Origin of the sequence: Streptomyces colwelliae (assembly GCF_048158785.1) — a bacterium.
Classification (GTDB): Bacteria; Actinomycetota; Actinomycetes; order Streptomycetales; family Streptomycetaceae; genus Streptomyces.
Genome location: NZ_JBLTJC010000146.1, coordinates 1 through 24,221 on the forward strand (window position 1 = coordinate 1; position 24,221 = coordinate 24,221).

Annotated in this window: 21 protein-coding genes and 1 pseudogene; 14 read left to right on the forward strand and 8 right to left on the reverse strand. The window is 69.9% G+C overall.

The window, feature by feature from the left end:
* Nucleotides 1–129 precede the first annotated feature (129 nt).
* The 4 genes from ACNFOC_RS27540 to ACNFOC_RS27555 all read left to right on the forward strand — a co-directional run bounded on the left by ACNFOC_RS27540 (nt 130) and on the right by ACNFOC_RS27555 (nt 4,838).
* Nucleotides 130–819 (forward strand): hypothetical protein, encoded by a 690-nt coding sequence (locus ACNFOC_RS27540; RefSeq protein WP_416961779.1) that lies wholly within the window; start codon nt 130–132, stop codon nt 817–819.
* 162 nt (nt 820–981) lie between these two features.
* Nucleotides 982–1,869, forward strand: coding sequence for a FadR/GntR family transcriptional regulator (locus ACNFOC_RS27545; RefSeq protein WP_416961780.1), 888 nt, complete (start codon nt 982–984; stop codon nt 1,867–1,869).
* Between the two features lie 435 nt (nt 1,870–2,304).
* Complete coding sequence (locus tag ACNFOC_RS27550) at nt 2,305–3,849, forward strand: RNA polymerase sigma factor (RefSeq protein ID WP_416961781.1); 1,545 nt, start codon at nt 2,305–2,307, stop codon at nt 3,847–3,849.
* Nucleotides 3,850–3,980: 131 nt separating this feature from the next.
* Nucleotides 3,981–4,838: a S1 family peptidase gene (locus ACNFOC_RS27555; RefSeq protein ID WP_416961782.1), complete on the forward strand. Its 858-nt coding sequence runs from the start codon at nt 3,981–3,983 to the stop codon at nt 4,836–4,838.
* A gap of 116 nt (nt 4,839–4,954) precedes the next feature.
* Here ACNFOC_RS27555 and ACNFOC_RS27560 read toward each other — a convergent pair whose 3' ends face one another.
* Nucleotides 4,955–5,188 carry a DUF7455 domain-containing protein gene (locus ACNFOC_RS27560; protein ID WP_019061015.1) on the reverse strand — a complete coding sequence of 78 codons (234 nt, stop codon included), beginning with the start codon at nt 5,186–5,188 and terminating at the stop codon, nt 4,955–4,957.
* A 441-nt stretch (nt 5,189–5,629) separates the two neighbouring features.
* On the opposite strand from ACNFOC_RS27560, the gene ACNFOC_RS27565 reads away from it, so the two are divergent.
* The 6 genes and pseudogenes from ACNFOC_RS27565 to ACNFOC_RS27590 all read left to right on the forward strand — a co-directional run bounded on the left by ACNFOC_RS27565 (nt 5,630) and on the right by ACNFOC_RS27590 (nt 12,627).
* The gene (locus ACNFOC_RS27565) at nt 5,630–7,750 is read left to right on the forward strand and encodes a DNA gyrase/topoisomerase IV subunit B (protein WP_416961783.1); all 2,121 of its coding nucleotides are present in this window, start codon (nt 5,630–5,632) and stop codon (nt 7,748–7,750) included.
* 303 nt (nt 7,751–8,053) lie between these two features.
* Entirely contained in the window at nt 8,054–8,578 is a 525-nt protein-coding gene (locus ACNFOC_RS27570) for a DUF1453 domain-containing protein (protein ID WP_416961784.1), read from the forward strand.
* Nucleotides 8,575–9,725, forward strand: a pseudogene (locus ACNFOC_RS27575) (sensor histidine kinase). Before ACNFOC_RS27570 ends, ACNFOC_RS27575 begins: the two are co-directional and overlap by 4 nt.
* A complete protein-coding gene (locus ACNFOC_RS27580; RefSeq protein WP_416961785.1) occupies nt 9,722–10,408 on the forward strand; it encodes a response regulator transcription factor in 687 nt (228 codons plus the stop codon). Before ACNFOC_RS27575 ends, ACNFOC_RS27580 begins: the two are co-directional and overlap by 4 nt.
* A 69-nt stretch (nt 10,409–10,477) precedes the next feature.
* Nucleotides 10,478–11,038, forward strand: coding sequence for a DUF485 domain-containing protein (locus ACNFOC_RS27585; protein ID WP_416961786.1), 561 nt, complete (start codon nt 10,478–10,480; stop codon nt 11,036–11,038).
* Nucleotides 11,035–12,627 carry a monocarboxylic acid transporter gene (locus ACNFOC_RS27590; RefSeq protein ID WP_416961787.1) on the forward strand — a complete coding sequence of 531 codons (1,593 nt, stop codon included), beginning with the start codon at nt 11,035–11,037 and terminating at the stop codon, nt 12,625–12,627. The genes ACNFOC_RS27585 and ACNFOC_RS27590 overlap by 4 nt, the downstream gene beginning before the upstream one ends.
* A 118-nt stretch (nt 12,628–12,745) precedes the next feature.
* Here ACNFOC_RS27590 and ACNFOC_RS27595 read toward each other — a convergent pair whose 3' ends face one another.
* The gene (locus ACNFOC_RS27595; RefSeq protein ID WP_416961788.1) at nt 12,746–13,438 is read right to left on the reverse strand and encodes a response regulator; all 693 of its coding nucleotides are present in this window, start codon (nt 13,436–13,438) and stop codon (nt 12,746–12,748) included.
* A 159-nt stretch (nt 13,439–13,597) separates the two neighbouring features.
* Here ACNFOC_RS27595 and ACNFOC_RS27600 point away from each other — a divergent pair, with 159 nt between their 5' ends.
* The 3 genes from ACNFOC_RS27600 to ACNFOC_RS27610 all read left to right on the forward strand — a co-directional run bounded on the left by ACNFOC_RS27600 (nt 13,598) and on the right by ACNFOC_RS27610 (nt 16,410).
* Nucleotides 13,598–14,413: an ABC transporter ATP-binding protein gene (locus ACNFOC_RS27600; protein WP_416961789.1), complete on the forward strand. Its 816-nt coding sequence runs from the start codon at nt 13,598–13,600 to the stop codon at nt 14,411–14,413.
* Nucleotides 14,403–15,281 carry an ABC transporter permease gene (locus tag ACNFOC_RS27605; RefSeq protein WP_416961790.1) on the forward strand — a complete coding sequence of 293 codons (879 nt, stop codon included), beginning with the start codon at nt 14,403–14,405 and terminating at the stop codon, nt 15,279–15,281. The genes ACNFOC_RS27600 and ACNFOC_RS27605 overlap by 11 nt, the downstream gene beginning before the upstream one ends.
* 76 nt (nt 15,282–15,357) lie before the next feature.
* Entirely contained in the window at nt 15,358–16,410 is a 1,053-nt protein-coding gene (locus ACNFOC_RS27610) for an ABC transporter substrate-binding protein (protein WP_416961791.1), read from the forward strand.
* Nucleotides 16,411–16,482: 72 nt separating this feature from the next.
* Here the strand turns inward: ACNFOC_RS27610 and ACNFOC_RS27615 are convergent, their stop codons facing one another.
* From ACNFOC_RS27615 to ACNFOC_RS27630, 4 genes are all read right to left on the reverse strand, one after another.
* On the reverse strand, nt 16,483–17,163 hold the full coding sequence (locus ACNFOC_RS27615; RefSeq protein WP_416961792.1) for a response regulator: 681 nt from the start codon (nt 17,161–17,163) through the stop codon (nt 16,483–16,485).
* Nucleotides 17,160–18,830: a sensor histidine kinase gene (locus ACNFOC_RS27620; RefSeq protein ID WP_416961793.1), complete on the reverse strand. Its 1,671-nt coding sequence runs from the start codon at nt 18,828–18,830 to the stop codon at nt 17,160–17,162. Before ACNFOC_RS27620 ends, ACNFOC_RS27615 begins: the two co-directional genes overlap by 4 nt.
* Nucleotides 18,831–18,968: 138 nt before the next feature.
* Entirely contained in the window at nt 18,969–19,907 is a 939-nt protein-coding gene (locus ACNFOC_RS27625) for a ferredoxin family protein (RefSeq protein WP_416961794.1), read from the reverse strand.
* 54 nt (nt 19,908–19,961) lie between these two features.
* Nucleotides 19,962–21,218, reverse strand: a complete 1,257-nt coding sequence (locus ACNFOC_RS27630; protein WP_416961795.1) for a citrate synthase — start codon at nt 21,216–21,218, stop codon at nt 19,962–19,964.
* A 98-nt stretch (nt 21,219–21,316) separates the two neighbouring features.
* Between ACNFOC_RS27630 and ACNFOC_RS27635 the strand changes: the two genes are divergently transcribed.
* A complete protein-coding gene (locus ACNFOC_RS27635) occupies nt 21,317–22,483 on the forward strand; it encodes a citrate synthase/methylcitrate synthase (RefSeq protein WP_416961796.1) in 1,167 nt (388 codons plus the stop codon).
* Nucleotides 22,484–22,667: 184 nt separating this feature from the next.
* Here ACNFOC_RS27635 and ACNFOC_RS27640 read toward each other — a convergent pair whose 3' ends face one another.
* Nucleotides 22,668–22,904, reverse strand: coding sequence for a hypothetical protein (locus tag ACNFOC_RS27640; RefSeq protein ID WP_393753287.1), 237 nt, complete (start codon nt 22,902–22,904; stop codon nt 22,668–22,670).
* A gap of 148 nt (nt 22,905–23,052) precedes the next feature.
* Complete coding sequence (locus ACNFOC_RS27645; RefSeq protein WP_393753286.1) at nt 23,053–23,619, reverse strand: DUF6082 family protein; 567 nt, start codon at nt 23,617–23,619, stop codon at nt 23,053–23,055.
* Nucleotides 23,620–24,221 lie beyond the last annotated feature (602 nt).

Sequence of the window (24,221 nt, forward strand, 5' to 3'; positions counted from 1 at the left end):
TGACAGCGTCAGAAGTGTATAAGAGACAGCCCCCTCTCCGTCCGCTCCGCCCCCAGCCCGCTGCGTCCGCTCCGCTACGAGCTGCGTCGGGCCGCCGGTGTCAGTACCGGATTTCTGACCGGGGCCGCCATGCTCGTCGTCTCCGCCCTCACCGCGCTCCTGCTCGCCCGCATCGGGCACACCCCACAGCAGCGTCTCCTGGCCGCGTGGCCGCGGGAGTTGCCCCTGCCGCCCGCGGCGCTTGGTGCGGGACTGCTCGGGGCGTTCGCGTTCGGCGACGAGTTCCGCCACCCTGCCCTGGCGGCGGACCGCGGCACCGTGCCCCGCCGGATGGGGCTGCTCGTCGCGAAGCTCCTCGTCTCCGCGGCCACCGCACTGCTGCTGGCATTCCTCACAGTGGGCTGCGACGCCGAAGTGCTCTATCTCGTCTACGGACGGGAGCTCGCGCAAGTTCCCGCCGACTGGCTTTCGATGAGCGCGAGTTGGATCGGCCTGGTCGTCGGCTGCGCCTGGGCCGGCGTTCTGGCCGCCGGTGTCTTCCGGTCCACCACGGCCGGGCTCGCCGCGGTGGTCGCCGTACCGATTCTCGTCGTCCCCCTCGTGCACAAGGTGCTGGAAGGGCCCGCCGTGCGGACCGCGGAAGGCTTTCCGCTGCGGATGCGGAAGGTGTTCCTGCTGCAGTGGCCCTTCGGGGGAGAGCGTTACCTGTCCGCAGCGGCGCGGGTGATCGCCCAACCCGTGGGCGGGGCACTGACGTTGTCGCTGACCGCGCTGCTCTGCGCGTATCTGCTCACGACCCTGCGTAGCAGGGTCCGATGACGACCGCCCGCACCCTTCGGGTGCCGCTCTGCGCACAACTCCCCGTAGAAAGCCCATTTCTTTCCGATAAGGCGTCAATTGCGACGGGGTGAGCGATCACCCTTTCGTGTGCTTTTCACCAAAGACCTCAAGGGAGTTGGGGACAGCGCCGACAAAGGATCCGTGAGTACCCTTGCGCACACCATGATGACCGCCGCCCGCTCCGCAGACTCCGGTCTCGCCGGCCCGGGCGAACTCGACCGCTACCCCTTTGCCGAGGCGCCCGTCACCGAGCGCCTCGGAGCCCCTTCCTGGGACGGTTCCGACCCCGAGCTGGGCCGCGTGGGCCGGCGTGCCGCGGGCAGCCGCGGACGCGGGCTGCACGGCCAACTCGTCCAGCAGCTGGGTCAGATGATCGTCTCCGGGGACCTGGGTGCCGACCGCCCGCTGGTGCCCGAGGAGATCGGCCAGCGTTTCGAGGTCTCCCGCACCGTCGTCCGCGAATCGCTCCGCGTCCTGGAGGCCAAGGGCCTGGTCAGCGCCCGCCCGAACGTCGGCACGCGCGTGCGTCCCGTCAGCGACTGGAACCTCCTCGACCCGGACATCATCGAATGGCGCGCCTTCGGCCCGCAGCGCGACAACCAGCGCCGTGAGCTGAGCGAGCTGCGCTGGACGATCGAGCCGCTCGCCGCGCGCCTCGCCGCCGGGCACGGGCGCGAGGACGTCCAGCAGCGCCTCTCCGACATGGTCGAGATCATGAGCCACGCCATGGGGCAGGGCGACGCGCTGACCTTCTCCCGCGCGGACGCCGAGTTCCACTCGCTGCTCATCCAGGTCGCGGGCAACCGGATGCTGGAGCACCTTTCCGGGATCGTCTCCTCCGCCCTCCAGGTCTCCGGCGGCCCCGTCACGGGCTGTGACCGCCCGACCGAGGCCTCCCTGGGGCACCACGCCCGGATCGTCGACGCCCTCGCCGCCGGAGACGGTGCGGCGGCCGAGGCGGCCATGCGGCAGCTGCTCATCGTGCACCCCGAGGTGGAGCGCGTGGTGCCCGCCCCGCGCGAACACTGACGCGCGCGGGATGGCCCGCGCGGTCGAGGTGTGCCGCGTTCTCGTGGCGGCGCCCGGCCGGGGCGCCCGTCTTCCGCCGGACCCCGCAGGATCCTCCAGGGAATCCGGCGGGGTCCGGCGGTGCGACGGGGTGTCGGATTCCCCTGAGGAGCGCCTGTCACGGCCGCAGGTGACCTCCTCTGCCCGTGTCTGACCGTTTTTGAACGCTTACGGGGTGTGACTCGGGCCACGCAGATTGGGCGTAACGCTCGCGGGCACTGCGCGATGACCTAAGAGGTGACAGCCGCGGAAGGGAATACGGACGCCGTTCAAGGCGCTGTGTTTCTTCCCGGCCCCAGCCCGCGCCGTCGGCCCATCCCCAAGTCGGCGGTCGTCGGTTCCTGTCCGTACCGGACGGGGCCGGAAGCCGTTTTCCATCGTTCCGAGAGGTTGTTCGTGTCGGCCAGCACATCCCGTACGCTCCCGCCGGAGATCGCCGAGTCCGTCTCTGTCATGGCGCTCATCGAGCGGGGAAAGGCTGAGGGGCAGATCGCCGGCGATGACGTGCGTCGGGCCTTCGAAGCTGACCAGATTCCGGCCACTCAGTGGAAGAACGTACTGCGCAGCCTCAACCAGATCCTCGAGGAAGAGGGTGTGACGCTGATGGTCAGTGCCGCGGAGCCCAAGCGCACCCGAAAGAGCGTCGCAGCGAAGAGTCCGGCCAAGCGCACCGCCACCAAGACGGTCGCCGCGAAGACGGTGACCGCCAAGAAGGCCACCGCCACCGCGACTCCGGCGGCACCCGCCGCCGACGCCTCCGTCGAGGACGACGCCGCGCAGAAGGTCGCTGCCAAGAAGACCGCGCCCGCCAAGAAGGCGGTCGCCAAGAAGGTCGCCGCCAAGAAGACGACTGCGGCGGCAGCCAAGAAGACCAGCGCCAAGAAGGACGACGCCGAGCTGGTCGACGAAGAGGCGACCGAGGAGACCCCCGGCAAGACCGGGGACGAGCCCGAGGGCGCCGAGAGCGCCGGGTTCGTGCTCTCCGACGAGGACGAGGACGACGCGCCCGCGCAGCAGGTCGCTGCCGCCGGTGCCACCGCCGACCCCGTCAAGGACTACCTCAAGCAGATCGGCAAGGTCCCCCTCCTCAACGCCGAGCAGGAGGTCGAGCTCGCCAAGCGCATCGAGGCCGGTCTGTTCGCCGAGGACAAGCTGGCCAACGCCGACAAGCTCGCCCCCAAGCTCAAGCGCGAGCTGGAGATCATCGCCGAGGACGGCCGCCGCGCCAAGAACCACCTCCTGGAGGCCAACCTCCGTCTGGTGGTCTCCCTGGCCAAGCGCTACACCGGTCGCGGCATGCTCTTCCTGGACCTCATCCAGGAGGGCAACCTCGGTCTGATCCGCGCGGTCGAGAAGTTCGACTACACCAAGGGCTACAAGTTCTCCACGTACGCCACCTGGTGGATCCGTCAGGCCATCACGCGCGCGATGGCCGACCAGGCCCGCACCATCCGTATCCCGGTGCACATGGTCGAGGTCATCAACAAGCTCGCGCGCGTGCAGCGCCAGATGCTCCAGGACCTGGGCCGCGAGCCCACCCCGGAGGAGCTGGCCAAGGAACTCGACATGACCCCGGAGAAGGTCATCGAGGTCCAGAAGTACGGCCGCGAGCCCATCTCCCTGCACACCCCCCTGGGTGAGGACGGCGACAGCGAGTTCGGTGACCTCATCGAGGACTCCGAAGCCGTCGTCCCGGCCGACGCGGTCAGCTTCACGCTTCTCCAGGAGCAGCTGCACTCCGTCCTGGACACCCTGTCCGAGCGCGAGGCCGGCGTGGTCTCGATGCGCTTCGGTCTCACCGACGGTCAGCCGAAGACCCTCGACGAGATCGGCAAGGTGTACGGGGTCACCCGTGAGCGCATCCGCCAGATCGAGTCCAAGACCATGTCGAAGCTGCGCCACCCGTCGCGTTCGCAGGTGCTGCGCGACTACCTCGACTAGGTCGTAGTCGTACGACACGGAAGGCCCGGTTTCCCCTCAGGGGCCGGGCCTTCGTGCTGGCCGCGGGTGCGCGGCGCGACGCGCTGGATCACTCTGGGTCTCTCATGACCATCCCAGAGTGAGGAACGTGCATGCGTCGTCCCCTTGCCCGGGCGCTGACCCGGCCGCTGGTCCTGGCGGCTGCCGCGTCCGCCATACCGCTGGTCTCCGCGGCCCCTGCGGCCGCCGACAGCATCGTCGTCGGCGGATTCCCGGTCGATGTCTCCGTGAGCCCCTGGACGGTGGCGCTGTCCAGCCGTGACCGGTTCGGGGGTACCAGGGCGGGGCAGTTCTGCGGCGGCGTGGCCGTCGGCCGGACCACCGTGCTGACCGCGGCCCACTGCATGGGCGACGACGTCCTGGGGACGCCGCCGCGCCGCGCGGCCGACCTCAAGGCCATCGCGGGCCGTACGGACCTGCTGTCGGACCGGGGCCAGGAGGTCGCCGTACGCGATGTGTGGGTCAATCCGGAGTACGACCCCGTCAGCAACGCCGGTGACTTCGCCGTGCTCACGCTCGCCGCTCCGCTGCCCCAGAGCTCGGTCATCAGGGCGGCGGCAGCGGGCGACACCGCTTACCGGGCGGGCACGGCCGCCACGGTCTACGGCTGGGGCGATCTCACCGGCAGTGGCGACTACGCGGGCAGCCTGCACGCGGCGCGCCTGCATGTGCTGCCCGACGCGAGCTGCGAGGAGGCGTATCCGGCCGGTGCCGACGGCACCTACCTCCCCGGGTCCATGCTGTGCGCCGGAGAGGCCCAGGGAGGCCGTGACGCCTGTCAGGGGGACAGCGGGGGACCGCTGGTCGCCCAGGGGCGGCTGATCGGGCTCGTGTCGTGGGGCAGCGGGTGCGGGCGGGCCGGGAGCCCAGGTGTCTACACCAGGGTGTCGGACGTCCTGCGGACGCTGGGCCGCCACCGCGGCTCGCCAGGGCCGCACAAGGGCGCCTGACGGCGTCTGGGAGGCATCTGCGGGTACGAAGACGGGCGGCCCCCCTCCTGTGGTTCAGGAGCGGGGCCGCCCGTCGCCGGCCTGGGCCGGTGCTGGCTCGTCGTGGACGCGATGTGTCAGCGGTCTTCTTCAGGAACGCTTGCAGCAGGAGCGGAGGTCAGCCGCTCCGACTCGTCCTGTATCTCAGCGGCGATCTTCTTGAGTTCCGGCTCGAACTTGCGGCCGTGGTGGGCGCAGAAGAGCAGTTCTCCGCCGCTCAGCAGGACGACGCGCAGGTATGCCTGGGCGCCGCAGCGGTCGCAGCGATCGGCGGCCGTCAGTGGGCTCGCGGGGGTCAGAACAGTAGTCACGTCGCCTCTTCTCTAGCTCGACGAGCTGTCGTACCAGGGTCAACATCCAACCAGCCCGAAAACGTTCCCGCTCGTGGCTTTTCCTCGAAAAAATCTTCCGGGGCGGCTGTGTGCTGCCGGTTGGCGGCGAATGTGCCGTATTGCGTGTCTATGTGTCTGTACGGGTTCGCGCTGTGGGTCGGGGTCGGTCCTCCCGGCTGGATTGCCGGTTGTTCTTGAGGACGTGCCCGGAGCCTAAATGGTTCATGCCCCGAAGGGAACGTGATATGTACTTCACTCCATCGAGGGATCGAACAGGTATACGACCCTGGACTAGTGTGAGGAGGAGACGAGGGTGGCGTTACAACGGCTCTACCAGGCCTCGGTACCCTCTGAGCGGCAACCGAAGCCGGGCCCTTACCCAAAAGGGCCTCATCTGAAATTCAGCGAGGAGCGAACCGCGTGACCGCCGAAACGTCCGTGCCGTCGACAGCGCTGCTGGCAGGAGCAGACCGGGACGGTTCCAACTACACCGCGCGGCACCTGCTCGTCCTCGAGGGGCTCGAGGCCGTACGCAAGCGCCCGGGTATGTACATCGGGTCTACCGACAGCCGTGGCCTGATGCACTGTCTGTGGGAGATCATCGACAACTCCGTGGACGAGGCCCTCGGGGGCTACTGCGACCACATCGAGGTGATCCTGCACGACGACGCCTCGGTGGAGGTCCGGGACAACGGCCGGGGCATCCCGGTCGACGTCGAGCCCAAGACCGGCCTCTCCGGTGTCGAGGTCGTGATGACCAAGCTGCACGCCGGCGGCAAGTTCGGCGGCGGCTCGTACGCCGCCTCCGGCGGTCTGCACGGCGTGGGCGCCTCCGTGGTGAACGCCCTGTCCGCGCGGCTGGACGTCGAGGTGGACCGCAGCGGCAACACCCACGCCATCAGCTTCCGGCGCGGTGTGCCGGGCTCCTTCGCGAACGCCGGTCCGGACGCCACGTTCGAGCCCGGTGGCCTGCGCAAGATCAAGCGGATTCCCAAGACCCGCACCGGCACGCGCGTGCGCTACTGGGCCGACCGCCAGATCTTCCTCAAGGACGCCAAGCTCTCCCTGGAGGGCCTGCACCAGCGGGCCCGGCAGACCGCGTTCCTGGTGCCCGGACTGACCATCGTCGTCCGCGACGAGTACGGCCTCGGCGAGGGCGGCAGCAAGGGAGAGGAGTCGTTCCGCTTCGACGGCGGCATCAGCGAGTTCTGCGAGTACCTGGCGAACGACAAGCCGGTCTGCGACGTACTGCGCCTGTCTGGCCAGGGCACCTTCAAGGAGACGGTGCCCGTCCTGGACGACCACGGCCAGATGACGCCCACCGAGGTCACCCGCGAACTCGGCGTCGACATCGCGATGCGCTGGGGGACCGGCTACGACACGACGCTCCGGTCGTACGTGAACATCATCGCCACCCCCAAGGGCGGCACCCACGTCGCCGGCTTCGAGCAGGCCGTCGTCAAGACGATGAACGAGGTGGCGCGCGCCAAGAAGCTGCTGCGCGTCGCCGAGGACGACGTCGTCAAGGACGACGCCCTGGAGGGCCTCACCGCGGTCGTCACCGTCCGGCTCGCCGAACCGCAGTTCGAGGGCCAGACCAAGGAGGTGCTCGGTACGTCGGCGGCCCGCCGCATCGTCGCCAACGTGGTCGCCAAGGAGCTCAAGGACTTCCTGACCTCGACGAAGCGTGACGCGGCCGCCCAGGCCCGCGTGGTCATGGAGAAGGCCGTCGCCGCCGCACGTACGCGTATCGCGGCCCGGCAGCACAAGGACGCGCAGCGCCGCAAGACGGCCCTGGAGTCCTCGTCGCTGCCGGCCAAGCTCGCCGACTGCCGCAGCGACGACGTGGAGCGCAGCGAGCTGTTCATCGTCGAGGGAGACTCCGCGCTCGGTACGGCCAAGCTCGCCCGGAACTCCGAGTTCCAGGCGCTGCTGCCGATCCGCGGAAAGATCCTCAACGTCCAGAAGTCGTCCGTCACCGACATGCTGAAGAACGTCGAGTGCGGGGCGATCATCCAGGTCATAGGAGCGGGGTCGGGCCGTACCTTCGACATCGACGCGGCCCGCTACGGCAAGATCATCATGATGACCGACGCCGATGTGGACGGCTCCCACATCCGGTGTCTGCTCCTGACCCTGTTCCAGCGCTACATGCGGCCCATGGTCGAGGCCGGCCGGGTGTTCGCCGCGGTGCCGCCGCTGCACCGCATCGAGCTCGTCCAGCCCAAGAAGGGCCAGGACAAGTACGTCTACACGTACTCGGACCGTGAACTGCGCGAGAAGATGATGGAGTTCCAGAGCAAGGGTGTCCGGTACAAGGACTCCATCCAGCGCTACAAGGGTCTCGGCGAGATGGACGCCGACCAGCTGGCCGAGACGACGATGGACCCCCGTCACCGCACCCTGCGCCGGATCAACCTCTCCGACCTGGACGCGGCCGAGCAGGTCTTCGATCTGCTCATGGGCAACGACGTGGCACCGCGCAAGGAGTTCATCTCCAGCTCGGCCGCGACGCTGGACCGGTCGAGGATCGACGCCTGACCACCGCGCCGGGCCCGGGCGTGACCTGGGCCCGGACCCGGGTCCGATCCGGGCCCGGGCCGCGGCTCGGAGGCTTGCACCCGGCCCGGCGCGATCGCTCCGTTCCTCACATGGACCCCTGTCGCCCGGCTGGCCTCGGAATGGCGTCGCCGGTCGGCTCCACCCGTGGGTGGAGAGCGGGGCGGGTCGGAGATCCACCCACGATCCACCCTGGCGTCGATCTGCCGACCTGCGAATTTCCGTAGCGTCGAAGGCGTCGGCAGCGCTCGCCGCCGGCATCCTCTTCCGCTCACGGAGGCTCTGATGTCCGGGCTGGTCAACGCGTTGGTGATCGTGGCCGTCGTCGCGGTGGTGATCGTGCGGCAGTTCCGCGCCCGTCGGATCGACACCGACCGGCGCTGGTGGCTCCTCCCCGTGATCCTCGCCGTCGTGGCGCTGCGCGAGCCCGGCATCCTCGACGCCCACCACCACACCGAGTCGGCCCTCCTGCTCGGCGTCGAGCTGCTCATCGGGCTGGCCACCGGAGCCGGCTGGGCCTGGACCACGCGCCTGTGGGTCGAGACGGACGGTTCCGTGTGGAGCAAGAGCACCAAGGCGAGCGGGGGCGTCTGGATCGTCGGCATAGCCCTGCGCGTCGGACTCGTCGCCCTGGGCGCGCTGATCGGCGTGCACCAGAACAGCTCGGCCCTGATACTCGGCCTCGCGGCCACGCTGCTGGTGCGCTCCGGGGTCCTGACCTGGCGGGCCCAGTCCGTCACCGGGTCGGCCGGCTCGGCCCCGGCGTACGGTTTCGGCGTGGCGGGGCCCGCCCGGAAGGAGCGCGCGTGACGGAGAACGCCTGGACGCGCTGGCCCTCGCGGGAGGCGCTGGGCAGAGAGGGAATCTCACAGCCCCGGCGCATGCTCGGCTGGGGCGTCCGGCTGCTGGTGATCGGCATGCTGCTGTGGGGGCCTTCACCGGAGACCACGTCCGCGGTTGGGCCCTGGCCGGGGGTGTCGCCGGGATCCTCGTGACCGCGGTTGTCGCCTGGGGCTTCTGGCGCACCACCCTCGCCCACCGACTCTGGCCCTCCTTGGCGCTCATCGCGGCGCTACTCGGGCTCGCGATCGGGGGACGGGCAGCGGGCTTCACGGTGCTGGCCCTGGTCATCTGGTGCGGGTGCGCGGTCGTCTCACTGGAGCGGCTGCCCATCGCGGTCGCTCTGCCCGTGACCTCGGTGTCCCTCGCGATCTACGCCGCGATCAACGACGACGTGTGGCTGACCACCGCGGTCACCACGGCCGGGCTGGCCCTCGCCGGATACACACTCCGCCTCGACGCCGAGGCCCGGGGCAACGCCCAGCGACTGCTCGCCCAGGAACGCATGGCACGCGCGGCGGAGACGGAGTCCGCCGCGCTCGGGGAACGGGCCCGTATCGCCAGGGAGATCCACGACGTGCTGGCCCACAGCCTCTCGGCGCAGCTCGTGCACCTGGAGGCGGCCAGACTGCTGATCGAGCGGGGCGCCGACCGGGAGACGATTCTCGAACGGGTCGTCGCGGCACGGGGGATGGCCCGCGACGGCCTGGTGGAGACCAGGCAGGCACTGTCCGCGCTGCGGGGCGAGATGAGCCCGCTGGAGGACTTCCTGACCGAGATCGTCGGTACGACCGGCCGTGCCGAGGTCACCGTTACGGGTGATCGCAGACAACTGCCCGCCGAGGCCTCGCAGGCCGTGCGCCGGGTCGCCCAGGAGGCCCTGACGAACGTCCGCAAGCACGCCCCGGGCGCCAAGGTGCTACTCACGCTGGACTACGGCGAGCACGAAGTGACGCTGGACGTACGGGACTCGGGCGGCTCGCCGGGCGAACTCACCGGGGCGGGAGGTGGATACGGTCTGCTGGGCATGCGGGAACGCGCCGAGCTGCTGGGCGGTTCGCTGCGGGCCGGGCCGGACGAGGAGGGATTCGTGGTGACGCTGAAGGTGCCCGCATGACGGATGAGGCCGTGAAGAGGCCCGCGCGGGTCGTGGTCGCGGACGACCAGACCGTCGTACGGGAAGGCATCGTGATGCTGCTGGGCCTGCTCCCCGGGATCGAGGTCGTAGGCGCCGCCGCAGACGGGGACGAGGCGGTGCGGCTCGTCGCCGAACTCGCCCCGGACGTCGTCCTGATGGACCTGCGGATGCCGCGCTGCGACGGTGTCGAGGCCACCCGGCGGATCCGCGCCGAGCATCCAGGGACGCAGGTCGTGGTGCTCACGACGTTCGCGGACGACGCGTCGCTGTTCCCGGCGCTGCGCGCGGGGGCGCGTGGCTATCTCACCAAGGACGCGGGCGGCGACGAGATCGTACGGGCCGTGAAGAGCGTGCTGTCGGGGGACGCGGGGCTGTCGCCGAGCATCCAACGGCGGTTGCTGGAGCGCCTGTCGGAGCCCGAGCCGCAGCCGTCGCCGGAGCCCACCGAGCCGCCGGACGGGCTCACCGCGCGGGAGACCGAGGTGCTGCTGCTGATCGCCGAGGGCCTGACCAACCAGGAGATCGCCCGCACGCTGCATGTCTCCACGGCGACCGTGAAGACCCACATCAACAACCTGTTCGCCAAGACGGGGCTCAAGGACCGTGCGCAGGCGGTGCGTTACGCCTACGGCAAGGGACTGGTGCGGCCACCAGCGGGTTGAGTCACCTGATGGGGTGAAGACAGCGGAGAAGAAGAGTCGGGGATCTTCCCGTTCTGTCCATCCTTGGGCATGCAGTCAAGCAACGGTCGTCCCCGCGGTGGCGGGAGTGGTCACGAGAGTCCGGCCGAGAGCCACGAAGGTCATGACCTGACCCCCGCAGAGGCAACCGGAAAGGTGAGGTACCACGACCCCTGGTACGACGCACTCGCGTCCGGCTGGGGTGAGACGGACGGTACGGGCGGGCCCGCGCCCGAAGTGCCCGCCGCGCGCCGGGAGGACGCGGACCACGCCGTCCGCGCGGGCGATGTGTATCTGGAGGTGCAGCGCAGCGCGGCCTTCCAGGAGGTGCGCGGCCGGTATCTGCGGTTCGTGGTGCCGGCCACCGTCGTCTTCTTCGCCTGGTACGTGGCCTATGTCGTGACGGCGACGACGGCACCCGGATTCATGGCCCGGCCGGTGACCGGCGCGGTGAACGTGGGGATGGTCGCGGGACTGGGGCAGTTCCTCACCACCTTCCTGCTCACCTGGGCCTACGCCCGGCACGCGCGGCTGCGCAGGGACCGGGCCGCGCTCGAACTGCGCTGGGACACACAGGAACTGACACGAGGCATTCGAGGCGGTACGTCGTGACCGGGAACCATCAGACGCTGGCGCTGCTGCTGTTCAGCGCGTTCATCGCGGTCACCCTCGGGATCACCACCTGGGTGAGCCGCAACCGGCATGGTTCGGAGGAGGAGTTCTACGCGGGCGGGCGTCTCTTCTCCCCGATGGAGAATGGTTTTGCCATCTCGGGTGATTATCTGTCCGCGGCCTCGTTCCTCGGGGTCACCGGGCTCATCGCGCTGTTCGGCTACGACGGCCTGCTGTACGTGGTGGGCTTCTTCGTCGCCTGGCTCATGGTGCTGTTCCTCGTCGCCGAACTGGTGCGCAACTGCGGGCGGTTCACGCTCGCCGACGTGGTCGCCGCCCGGATGAGCGAGCGGCCGGTGCGGATCGCGTCGGGAACTTCCTCGGTCACCGTGTCCGTTCTCTACCTGGTGGCGCAGATGGTGGGCGCGGGCAGTCTGGTCTCGCTGCTGCTAGGCGGGACGAGTCCGGCCGCGCGGGCCTGGACCGTCATCGGCGTCGGGGCGCTCATGGTGATCTATGTGTCGATGGGAGGGATGCGGGCCACCACCTGGATCCAGATCGTCAAGGCGGTCCTGATGATGAGCGGCACCATCGCGCTGACGGTGCTGACCCTGGTGCGCTTCCACGGGAACCTGAACCACCTGCTGCTCACGGCCGCCGCGCGCAGCGGTCACGGTGCCGCCTTCCTGGCGCCGGGGCTCAAGTACGGCGGGGACTGGACCGCGCGGTTCGACTTCATCAGCCTGGGCCTCGCGCTGGTGCTGGGCACGGCCGGGCTGCCGCACATCCTGTCCCGCTTCTACACCGTGCCGACCGCACGGGCCGCGCGCCGTTCCGTGGTGTGGTCGATCGGGCTCATCGGCGCGTTCTACCTGATGACGATCATCCTTGGCTTCGCCGCCGCGGCGGTCGTGGGACCGGACACCCTTCGGAAGTCGAACGAGGCGGGGAACACGGCGGTCCCGCTGCTCGCCCTCGACCTCGGCGGAGGAGCCGATTCCACCGGAGGCACCGTCCTGTTCGCGATCGTCGCGGCCGTGGCCTTCGCCACGATCCTCGCGGTGGTGGCCGGGATCACCCTGGCCTCCTCGGCATCCGTCGCGCACGACCTGTACGCGTCGCTGCGGCGCCCGACCGCCAAGCCGCGCAGTGAGGTGGCCGTGGCGCGGGTCGCCGCGGTCGGCATCGGTGTCGCGGCGATCGGGCTCGGCCTCATCGCCAGGAACCTCAACGTCGCCTTCCTGGTGGGCCTCGCCTTCGCCGTCGCCGCCTCCGCGAACCTCCCGGTGCTGCTCTACTCGCTGTTCTGGCGCGGCTTCACGACCCGCGGCGCCGTGTGGGCCGTATATGGCGGGCTGCTCCCCGCGCTCGGGCTCGTGCTGCTGTCGCCGGTCGTGTCGGGCAGTCCCGAATCGCTGTTCCCGGGCGTCGACTTCCAGTTCTTCCCGCTACAGAACCCCGGTCTCGTCTCGATCCCGCTCGGCTTCCTGGCCGGCTGGCTCGGCACGGTCACCTCGACGGAGGTCCCGGACGAGGCGAAGCACGCGGAGACCGAGGTACGGGCACTGACGGGGGCGGGGGCCGTGTAGCGGGGGCGCCCACCGTCGTCGTAGGCCAGCGACCCGCCGTCGTACGACGACGGTCCGAGCGTCCTACGACGGTGGCGCGCGGGCCCGCGTGCCGTAGCCGTGTGTGGCCTTCGCGTGGTTACGGCGCGACCCAGGCGTAGCGGTGTTCCGGGCGGCCCGTGTCGCCGTACTTGAGGGAGAGGCGAAGGCGGCCGGCCTGTTCCAGGTGGCGGAGGTAGCGCTGGGCCGTGGAGCGGCTCAGGCCGGTCTCGGCGGCCACCTCGTGGGCCGAGAGCGGGTGGCCGGCGCTGTGCAGGACGGCGCAGATCAGGTCGGTGGTCGGTTCCGAGTGGCCGCTGGGCAGGCCGGGGGAGGCCGGTGCGGTCGTCGTACGCAGGGCGCCGAAGATGCGGTCGACCTGCTCCTGGCCGGCGATGCCGCGGCCGCCGACGCGGTCGACGGTGCGGCGCAGCGCGGCGTACGAGTCGAGGCGGGTGCGCAGTGCGGCGAAGGTGAACGGCTTGACCAGGTAGTGCAGGGCGCCCAGGCGCATCGCCCGTTGCACGGTCGTCACGTCGCTGGCCGCCGTGATCATGATGACGTCGGTGGTGTGGCCCTGTTGCCGCATGCGGTGGACGAGTTCAAGACCCGTCTGGTCGGGCAGATAGTGGTCGAGCAGCACCAGGTCGATGGCCCCGCGCTCCACGGTGGCCAGCGCCTGGGCGGCGCTGTGCGCGCGGGCGGCGACCCGGAAGCCGGGAACCTTTCCCACGTACTTGGCGTTGATCTCGGCGACGCGGAAGTCGTCGTCCACGACCATGACGTCAATCATTGGGCCTCTTTCCTCAAGGCCAGGCGAGCGTTAAGCCCGTGTTTCGGCTCCGCAGTTGTAGCGCGAGCAAAACGAGCACAACAGGCTCTTGCGAGCAAAAGAACGGCTTGCGCCCAGAAGACTGCTGTTGTGGTGCGCGCCACATCTACGGTCCCGGCCATGAGCGCAGACACCAGCCCCGCCATCGAGCTGCGGGGCGCGAGCAAGACCTTCAGGACCCCGTCGGGGGGTCTGCACACGGCCGTACGGGGGCTTGATCTCACCGTCGGACGTGGCGAGTTCGTGGCGGTCGTCGGCCCCACGGGCTGCGGCAAGTCGACCACGCTGACCCTCGTCAGCGGGCTGGAAGAGCCCTCCGAGGGTGATGTGCTGGTGGCCGGGCAGCCGGTCTCGGGCGTCGGCGACAAGGTCGGCTTCGTCTTCCAGCAGGACGCCACCTTCCCCTGGCGCACGGTCCTGTCCAACGTCATGGCGGGCCCCCGCTTCCGCGGCGTACCGAAGGCGGAGGCCAAGGCGAAGGCGCGTGAGTGGCTGGCCCGGGTCGGGCTGTCCGCCTTCGAGGACCGCTATCCGCACCAGCTCTCCGGCGGTATGCGCAAGCGCGTCGCGCTCGCCGCGACCTTCGTCAACGACCCCGAGATCCTGCTGATGGACGAGCCGTTCTCGGCGCTCGACGTGCAGACGAGGGCCCTGATGTCGGACGAACTCCTGGAACTGTGGGAGGGCACCGGCACTTCGGTCGTCTTCGTCACCCACGACCTGGAGGAGTCCATCGCGCTGGCCGACAAGGTCGTCGTGATGACCGCGGGCCCGGCCACCGTGAAGCAGGTCTACGACATCGACCTGCCGCGGCCCCGCAAGGTCGAATCCGTGCGCCTGGAGCCGCGGTTCATCGAGATCTACCGCGAGATCTGGGAGTCGCTGGGCGAAGAGGTCCGCATCACGCGCGAGAGGGGTGCGGCCAATGTCGCCTGACGTCATGCCCGAGGACAAGGTCGTACCGACCATGGCCGAGCCCGGCACCAAGACCGACCGCGCGCATTCACGCGCGCGTGCCGCCCGTAAACGCAGAGTCGGCGTCGGGGCGGCCCGGGTGCTGCTCCTGGTCGCGGTTCTCGGCCTGTGGGAGTGGCTCTCGCGGGCCAAGGTCATCGATCCGTTCAACTTCTCGATGCCCTCGAAGATCTGGGACCAGATCTACACCTGGGTGATGCACGGGACCGCGCTCGGCTCCCTGGGCGAGCAGATCTGGGCCACGCTCCAGGAGGCGCTGCTCGGCTGGGTGATCGGTGTGATCGCCGGTGTCGTGTTCGGTATCGCGCTGGGGCGGATCACCTTGCTCGCCGACATCCTTGGTCCATACATCAAGGTGCTCAACTCCATACCGAGGATCGTCCTCGCACCCATCTTCGTGATCTGGTTCGGACTCGGACCGTCCTCCAAGGTCGCCTCGGCCGTGGTGCTCGTCTTCTTCCCGGTGTTCTTCAACGCCTTCCAGGGCGCCCGTGAGGTCGACCGCAACCTGGTCGCCAACGCCCGCATCCTCGGCGCCAGCGACCGCAGGGTGACCCTCCAGGTGGTCATCCCGTCCGCCACCTCCTGGATCTTCACCAGCCTCCACGTGAGCTTCGGCTTCGCCCTCATCGGCGCGATCGTCGGCGAGTACATCGGCGCGACCAAGGGCATCGGCCTGCTCGTCGCGCAGTCCCAAGGCACCTTCAACGCGGCCGGTGTGTACGCCGCGATGGTGATCCTCGCGGTCGTCGCCCTCGTCGCCGAAGGTCTGCTGACCTTCGCCGAGAACCGCATCTTCCGCTGGAAGCCGTCGGGCTCCGACAGCTGAACGGCCCCTCGCCGCAGCCCCGTTGAAGACGCCCCCTTCCTCCCCGCACCGCACCCTCACAAGGACGTGAACCGCCATGCGCAAGACCGCCAGATACACCGCCCTGGCCGCCTCGGGCCTGCTCGCCCTCTCCTCGCTCACCGCCTGTGCCAACGACGCGGCCTCCACCGCCTCCACCAGCAAGGGCGACGGCAAGGGCGAGAAGGTCAAGATCATGGTCGGTGGCCTGGACAAGGTCATCTACCTGCCCGCGATGCTCACCCAGCGGCTCGGCTACTTCGACGCCGAGGGCCTCGACGTGGAACTGCTGAGCGAACCGGCCGGCGTCCAGGCCGAGACCGCGCTCGTCTCCGGGCAGGTCCAGGGGGCCGTCGGCTTCTACGACCACACGCTGGACCTACAGGTCAAGGGCAAGTCGGTCGAGTCCGTGGTGCAGTTCTCGCAGGCGCCCGGCGAGGTGGAGGTCGTCTCCACCAAGGCGGCGGGGAAGGTCAAGTCGGCCAAGGACTTCAAGGGCAGGAAGCTCGGCGTGACCGGCCTCGGCTCCTCCACCGACTTCCTCACCAAGTACCTCGCCGTCAAGAACGGCGTCAGCGTCAGCGAGTTCACCCCGGTCGCCGTGGGCGCGGGGCCGACCTTCGTCGCGGCGCTCCAACAGGGCTCCATAGACGCCGGGATGACGACCGACCCGACCGTCGCCACGATCCTCGACAAGAAGGCCGGCAAGATCCTCGTCGACATGCGGACGCCCGCGGGCTCGCAGGCGGCGCTCGGTGGGCCGTACCCCTCGTCAAGTCTGTACATGCAGACGGACTGGGTGAACAGCCACAAGTCCACTGTGCAGAAGATGGTCAATGCATTCGTCAAGACGCTCAAGTGGATGTCCACCCACAGCGCGACCGAGATCGCCGACAAGATGCCCGCCGACTACTCCCAGGGCAACAAGTTCCTCTACGCCACCGCGATCAAGAGCACGCTGCCGATGTTCACCAAGGACGGCGTGATGCCGACGAACGGGCCGGAGACCGTCGAGAAGGTGCTCAAGGCGTTCAACCCGACCATCAAGAACGCCGATGTGGACCTCAACAAGACGTACACGACCGAGTTCGTGAAGAACGCCACAGGCTGACGGCCGCGCGGTCGGCATCCGTAAAGAAGGCAAGGGGTACGGCCCCTTCCCCCGCCCCCACCGGCCGTGCCCTCAGGCGCCGGTCGCCCACACGTAACGGTGTTCCGGGCGGCCCGCGTCGCCGTATTTGAGCGTCAGCCTGGCCCGTCCGGTGCGCTCCAGGAGCTTCAGATAGCGCTGGGCGGTCTGCCGGCTCACGCCCGTGCGGTCGGCGATCTCCTGGGCGGACAGGGGGCCTTCGGCGTTCATCAGAGACCGGCGCACGAGTTCCGCGGTGGTGGGGGAGTGCCCTTTGGGCAGCCCGGGCTCCGAGGGCGCCGACAGCGCGCCGAAGATGCGGTCCACCTCGGCCTGTTCGGCCTCGCCGCCGCCGTCGAGCGTGCGGCGCAGTTCGGCGTACGCCTCCAACTTGGCCCGCAGGCCCGCGAATGCGAACGGCTTGACCAGGTATTGCAGCGCGCCCTGCCGCATCGCCGCCTGGACGGTCGTCACGTCCCGGGCCGCCGTCACCATGATCACGTCCGTCTGGAGGCCGCGCCGGCGCATCTCCTGGACGACTGACAGACCCGTCTCGTCGGGCAGATAGTGGTCGAGCAGGACCAGGTCCAGCTGAGGCAGCGCCTCCAGCCTGTCGAGCGCCTCGGCCGCGCTGTGCGCCTCGGCCGCGACATGGAAGCCGGGCACCTTCTCCACGTAGGCCGCGTTGACCTGCGCGACCCGGGTGTCGTCGTCCACGACCAGGACCTCGATCATCGCGACTCCTCCTCGGTGGCGGTCTCCCCGGGGGCGGTGAGAGCGGGTTCCAGGTCCGGCTCGGTCAGCGCCTCGGGCAGGACGACCACGAACTCCGCGCCCCCGCCGAACGCCTCCGTCACCACCGCGCTGCCGCCCTGCCGTTCGGCCAGCCGACGCACCAGGGAGAGGCCGATCCCGCGTTTGCCGTGCGCCGGGGGCTTCTTCGTGGACCAGCCCTCGGTGAAGACCAACTCCCGCTGTTCCTCCGGGATTCCGGGGCCCGTGTCCCGCACCCGGAGCACCGCCGTACGCCCCTCCGTCCGCAATTCGGCCTCCACGCGTGCGTGCGGTGTGCCCGCGACGGCATCGAGCGCGTTGTCCACCAGGTTGCCGACGACCGTGACCAGCCCGCGCGGGTCGATCAGCCGGTCGGGCAGCCAGGTCCGGTCGGAGATCCACAGGGCGACGCCCCGCTCGGCCGCGACGGTCGCCTTGCCCACCAACAGGGCGGCGAGCAACGGGTCCTGGATCTTCTCGGTGACCTGTTCGGCGGTGGCCCGGTGATCACCGACCACCTCGCCGACGAAGTCCACGGCGTCGTCGTACATCTCCAGTTCGAGCAGCCCCAGCAGGGTGTGCATGCGGTTCGCGTGCTCGTGGTCCTGGGCGCGCAGGGCGTCGATCAGGCCGTGCGTCGAGTCCAGCTCCCGGCCGAGCTGCTCCAGTTCGGTGCGGTCGCGCAGGGTGGCCACGGCGCCGCCGTCGTCGGTGGGCATGCGGTTGGTGACCAGGACGCGCTGGCCGCGGACGGCGAGCAGGTCGGTGCCGGTCACCCGGCCGGCCAGGACATCGGTCGTACGGCCCTCACCGAGCGCCTCGTCGAGGGACCGGCCGACCGCCTCGTCGCCGATGCCCAGCAGGCGTCGCGCCTCGTCGTTCAGGAGCCGTATGCGGCCCGTGCGGTCCAGCGCGACGACGCCCTCCCGGATGCCGTGCAGCATCGCCTCACGTTCCGAGAGCAGCGCCGAGATGTCCGAGAAGGCCAGGTCCCGGGTCTGCCGCTGGACCCTCCGGGAGATCAGCCAGGCCGCCAGCGCACCGACGGCGAGAGCGCCCCCGGCGTACGCCAGCAGTCCCGGGATCGCGCTGATCAGCTGCGCGCGGACGCTGTCGTACTTGATGCCCACCGAGACGGCCCCGACGACCGTGCCGTCGGCGGCGCGCAGGGGCACCTTGCCGCGCGCCGACCGGCCCAGGGTGCCCTTGTCGATCTCCTTGACCTCCTGACCGGCCAGGGGCTGGCCGGGAGAGGTCGAGACGAAACGGCCGATCTCGCTCGGAGTCGTGTGCGACCACCGCATGCCCCGCCAGTCCATCACCACCACGTACTCGGCCTTGGTGGCCTTCCGGATCCGCTCCGCCTCCTTCTGCACGGGTCCGTCCACGCTCGGCGGGGTGTCCTGGATGTCCTTGACGATCTGCGGCTGCTGCGCGGTGGTCTGGGCGATGGCCAGGGCGCGGTTCATCGCCTCCTGGTCGAGCTGCTTGCTCAGCGGCGCGAGGAACAGCCCGGTCGCCAGGACCGCGACTCCCGCGGCGATCGCCAGCTGCATCAGCAGCACCTGCGAGAACACCCGCCGCGGCAGCCCGAGGCGACGGCGGCGTGCGGGGGGAGTGGGGCTCATACCCCTGACGGTACGTGGCGGGGTGGGGGCTGCCCTAGGGGTGTGGCGTGGATCTCTTGACCAGTTCTTGGGGAAACCGGCCTCCCGTAGAGGGCGATCTCCGGCGGAAGCCGGTCGGGCGGCCCGGTGCCGGGTGGGTCAGCCCGCCAGCGCCGTCGTCAGCTCGCGCACCGCCACCACGTCCATCCGCGCAGGTGCGCCGAGGACCGACGCCCCGCAGCTCTCCGGGCGGGGCGGAAGCGACGCGCCCTGGGCGACGATCACACGCCAGTGGCGTCCGTCGGTGTGCGCGACGGTCACCTCCCAGCGCGGTGCGCCGCCGTCCGTCCGTACGACGCTCAGAGCGTCCATCGCGTACTCGCCCGTCGCCGTCCGCACGGCCAGCTCCGCCGCCTGTCCGGGCCGCTCCCAGGCCGAGCCGCCCCGGCAGCCCTCGATGACCACGCGGCCCTCCTGGACGCCTTGGAGGATCTCCTTGACGCCGTGGGCCTCGACCCGCCCGTACGCGTAGCCGTACGGCAGGACGAGCATCGTCGGTGAGAAGCGGTGACCGCCCAGATGGGTGACCTCCCAGGCGCCCTCGACCCCGGAGGCGGCCAGTTCGGCCGCGAGGGGGCGGCCGAGGAGTGCGCAGCAGCGGTCGCGCTTGCCGTTGGTGCAGACGAGGGCGAGCGGCTCGCCGGTGTGGGCCCGCCCGCCGAGCGCCGAACCGAACGAGCGCGGGTCACCCGCGCCGAGGGCCCCGAAGTCGAGGGCGAGCAACTGCCCCGGGTCCTCGGTCGTGGCGCTGTGCAGCCATACGTTTCCGGGAACCGTGTGGGCCGCGTACACATGCCGTACCCGTGACGGCGCGGGGTCGGCGTGCCGCCCGGGGCGTCGGATGAGCGCGATGCGTACGCCGGTGTTCGCCGCGGCCGCTTCCAGGGCACGGCCCAGCACGGGGTCCAGGTGGCTCGAAGTGAGCGCTTTGGCACCCCAAGGACCGGGCTGTTCCAGCAGCAGCCACGTCGTCGCCGTGGCCGCGGTTCCGGAAATGGGCTCGTCGAGGTCCCGAGAGACGGTCGCGCACGTACTCACAGAGGTGAGCCTAACCTGACTTCACCCGGGGCGACTTCCGGCCGCGCTCGTGTCCTACTCCGGTAGTGGTTGAGGCGGTCTGGGGCCTACGTAGTGACCGCTCGGCCGCATGCGCAGCGGACGCTCCCCGTACTCCTCCAGGGCGTGCGCGATCCAGCCCGCCGTACGGGCGACGGCGAAGACCGTCTCGCCCGCCGTGGGCGGCATCCCGGAGGAGACGGTGAGCACCGCGAGCGCCAGGTCGACGTTGGCGTGCAGCGGGGTGTGGCGGGCGGTGGTGGCGACCACGTCGCGGGCCGCGGCGAGCGCGGGCGCGGCGCCCGGGATCTCCTTCAGGAGGGCGAACAGGGCACGCGCGCGTGGGTCTTCGCCCGGGTAGAGCCGGTGGCCGAGTCCAGGGACACGGCGGCCGGCGCGCAGTTCGTCCGCGACCACCGGGGCGGCGGTGCCCTGGTCGAGCACGTCGAGCAGCAGCTTGTGCGCCAGGCCGCTGGCGGCGCCGTGCAGGGGGCCTTCGAGGACCCCCAGGCCGGAGGAGACGGCCGCGTAGGGGTGTGCGCGGGCCGAGGCCGCGACGCGCACGGCGAGCGTCGAGGCGGCCAGGTCGTGGTCCACGAGAAGACCAAGTGCCGTGTCCAGGACGCGCAGTGACGCCTCGTCAGCCGGCCGCCCGCTCAGCCGTGCCCACAGGCGGTGGGCCAGCGGACCCTCGTCGCGATGGGCACGCCGCACCGGAGGCAGGGCCGCGACGAGGGTGGGGATGAGGCTGCGCGCGGTGCCTAGCACGGCGTCCTCGGACAGGTCGAAGCGCAGCGGGTCCGCAGTCGCCGCCGCTATGGCCGCGACCCGCAACCGGTCGGTGGGGCCGGTGTGTTCGGGCAGCGCGTCGACGGCGCGACGGGCGACGGCGACGGCCGCCTTGGGGGCGGTGAACGTGATCCCGGGGCGCAGCTCCCCGGTCCACAGCCACTCGGTGATCTCCTCATAGGAATGGCGGGCGGCCAGTTCGGTCGCGTCGACGCCCCGGAAGTAGTACCAGTCCTTCTCGATGAGCGTGATGCGGGTCCGCACGGACAACTCGCCCCCGGACCCCGAACTCCCGCTGCTCTCCCGCCTGTTGCGCCGGGCGAGCGCCTCCACCTCCTTGGCGTCGAAGGTGCTGCCCCGGCCGCCGGGCTCGCGCCTGCTGCCCAGCTGCCCGCGGCTCACGTACGCGTACACGGTCTCGGGCTTCACGCCGAGCAGCTCGGCGGTCTCCTTGGTGCTCAGCCGTCGCTCGGGGTGACCGGGAGCGGTTTCTTGATCGCGCATGGACGCCACGGTATCCACTCCTTGCATACATTGATTCAATCAATATTGACAGAGATTGAGTCAACCATGGACATTTGAATCAAGTCCAGGGAGGAAACATGTCCGTCAACAGGGCCGCAGCCACTCGTATCGAGGTCCCGCGAGGACTCGCGGGCGTCGTCGTCACCGACACCCGAATCGGTGACGTCCGAGGGATCGAGGGCTTCTACCACTACCGCCAGTACTCCGCCGTCGAACTCGCGCAGACCCGCGGCTTCGAGGACGTGTGGCATCTCCTGGCCCACGGCGAACTGCCGGACGCCGAACAGGGCGCCGCCTTCGCCGCGGAGACGGCCGCGCTGCGCCGACTGCCCGACGGGGTGCGGGCCGCGTTGCCCGCCGTGGCGGCGGCGAGCGGCACGTCCGGACCGCTGTCCGGCATGCGTACGGCGCTGTCGCTGCTCGGTGCCGCGAAGGGTTTCCGGCCGGTGTACGACATCGACGCGGACGTGCGCCGCCGGGACACCCTCGTGGCGTCCGCGGCCGTACCCACACTGCTGACCGCGCTGTACCGGCTGGGGCAGGGACTTGATCCCGTGGAGCCGCGCGAGGACCTCTCCTACGCGGCCAACTACCTCTACATGCTGACGGGTTCGGAGCCGGACAAGCAGCAGGCCAGGGCGATCGAGCAATACTTGATCTCAACCATTGACCACGGATTCAATGCGTCAACCTTCACCGCGCGGGTCATCGCGTCGACGGGGGCGGATGTGGCGGCCTGCCTGGTCGGGGCCGTAGGCGCGCTCTCGGGTCCGCTGCACGGGGGTGCGCCCAGCCGGGCCCTGGACACCCTGGACGCGATCGGCACCCCGGACCGTATCGATCCCTGGATCCGCGAACGCGTCCTCGCCGGCGATCGCATCATGGGCTTCGGCCACGCGATCTACCGCACGGAGGACCCCCGTTCGCGGATGCTGCGCGAGGTCGCCCAGCAGTTCGGCGGGCCGCGGGTCGAGTTCGCCGTCGAGGTCGAGCGCCAGGTCGAGACGATCCTCGCCGAACTCAAGCCGGGCCGCGAACTCCACACGAACGTCGAGTTCTACGCCGGGTTGGTCATGGAACTCTGCGGGCTGCCGCGGGAGATGTTCACTCCTACGTTCGCGGCCGCGCGAGTGGTGGGGTGGAGTGCGAACGTGGTCGAGCAGGCGGAGGACTCGAAGATCATTCGGCCGGTGGCGCGGTATGTGGGGGTGAGGGCGCCGGTGGCGGTGCCGCTCATGAGCTGACGGCGGCGCCAGGAACGCGTGTGGCCTGGTGCCGTTCTGGCGCCAGGCCTCATGGGTGGTGATCGAGCAGTGACGGGGTGCCGGGCCGCTCGCCGGGTGGGTGCCGGGCTCGCTCACGGTGGCGTGCGGCCGGGGCAATGGGTACGGGACGGGTCTTTGGTGGACGCGTGCTCGTGCGGTGCTGTCAGGCGTCGGGGATGTCCGCCTTGGCTCTGATCAGCGTTTCCCGACTCACGATGACGATGCGTTCGTAGTCGGCGCGTGCGGCGTCCGGGGGCAGTTCACCGTCCAGCGCATCGGTTGCCTCGGTGCCGATGACGGCGAAGTTGCCGTCACTGAGTTCGAACACGTCCGGGCAGGTCGCTCCTGAGTTGCTGCCACGGGCGCTCGGAGGCACACCGATGCGGCGCACGATCTTCAAGGGTTACCGGTCCTTACAAGGGGTGTGGGCACAGTTGTGAGCAGCAAGTTACTGGGTTCGAGAGTTGTTTGTGGCTTCACCGAAAAACTCACTCAGGCGTGTCCCAGGTGCAGGCGGGGTGACCGGTAAGCGCCTTGGGCGAGCGTTGTCAGTCGGACGGCGGGTTGCCCACGACCCACCACTCGTCCGTGTCCGCTTCGTCGAGATCCATGACCAGGCCGTCGACCATGCGCCCGATGCCGGCCTCTTCGGACGACTCGTTCAGGGACGCCCGCTGGGCCTTCGATGCCTCCCAGTACTCGCGGAAGAGGGGGCTCTGGAAGAACTCGCGCAGATGCCGGTACAACTCCTCCCTGTCCAGGATTCCCGCCCGGTAGAGATGGAAGAGGTGGACGTACCACGCGTTGGCATACAAGAACTGGCGGCGCTTTTCCGCGGGGATGCTCTTGTCGTAGGTGTCTATCACCGAGGCCAGGGAAGGATCGTCGATCGCCCGGGCCAGGAGCTCCCACTGCATACGCTGCTGATGCGCCAGAGCCTTGCGCCGGATCGCCAACTCCTCGAGTTCCAGCCGCCGTTCTTCCAGACGCTGTTCCGCCAGGCGTGCCGCTTCCAGGCGTCGCTGACGTGCCGCCAGTGTCATTGTGGCGGTGGCGAGCAGCAGACTGAGCGCTGCGGAGCCGACCCTTCCCGCCGAGTACTTCCGTGTGGCCATGTCAACAATCCCCGAATCAGGCGGCCGTCCGCCGGTCGTCGGGTGCGGGTTGACAGAGACGGGGACCGGCGAGCGATGGGCGGCGCTTGCCGTCTCCCAGAGTGCCGAGCGGCTCTGATCGGCAGGGAGGCGGAGAGGAGGCGCACGGAGGGAAGCGAGGGTCGCACGAACCGGCGCCTTCCCCAACGTCTGCCCCGCAAGTGCTGCTAACAATCGTTCACTTCGCGGCGATTCTTCCGGCTCGTATCCTGGGGCGGCATTCAACCTCCGTACGTGCGCCGGAACGCGAGCCGGTGCACGCGTCGGCGTGAAAGAGGTCGCACGTTGAGCCAGCAGAACTCGAGCGCGAGCGCGAGCGCGAGCCCGAGCCCAGGCCCAGGCCCGAGTCGAACCCCGAGCCCAGACCCGAGCGCGAGCGTGTACCCAGGCCCGAGCGCGAGCCAGAGCCCGACCCCGAGCGCAGGTCTGAACCCGCGTACGGATCCGGAGTCGGTTCCGAGCTCGCACCCAACCTTGGTTACAGCCTCAACCTCGGTTCCCGCCCTTGCCCCGGCACCGGCCTCTGACCCGGCCTCGGCACCGGCTCTGGTACCGGCCTCGAC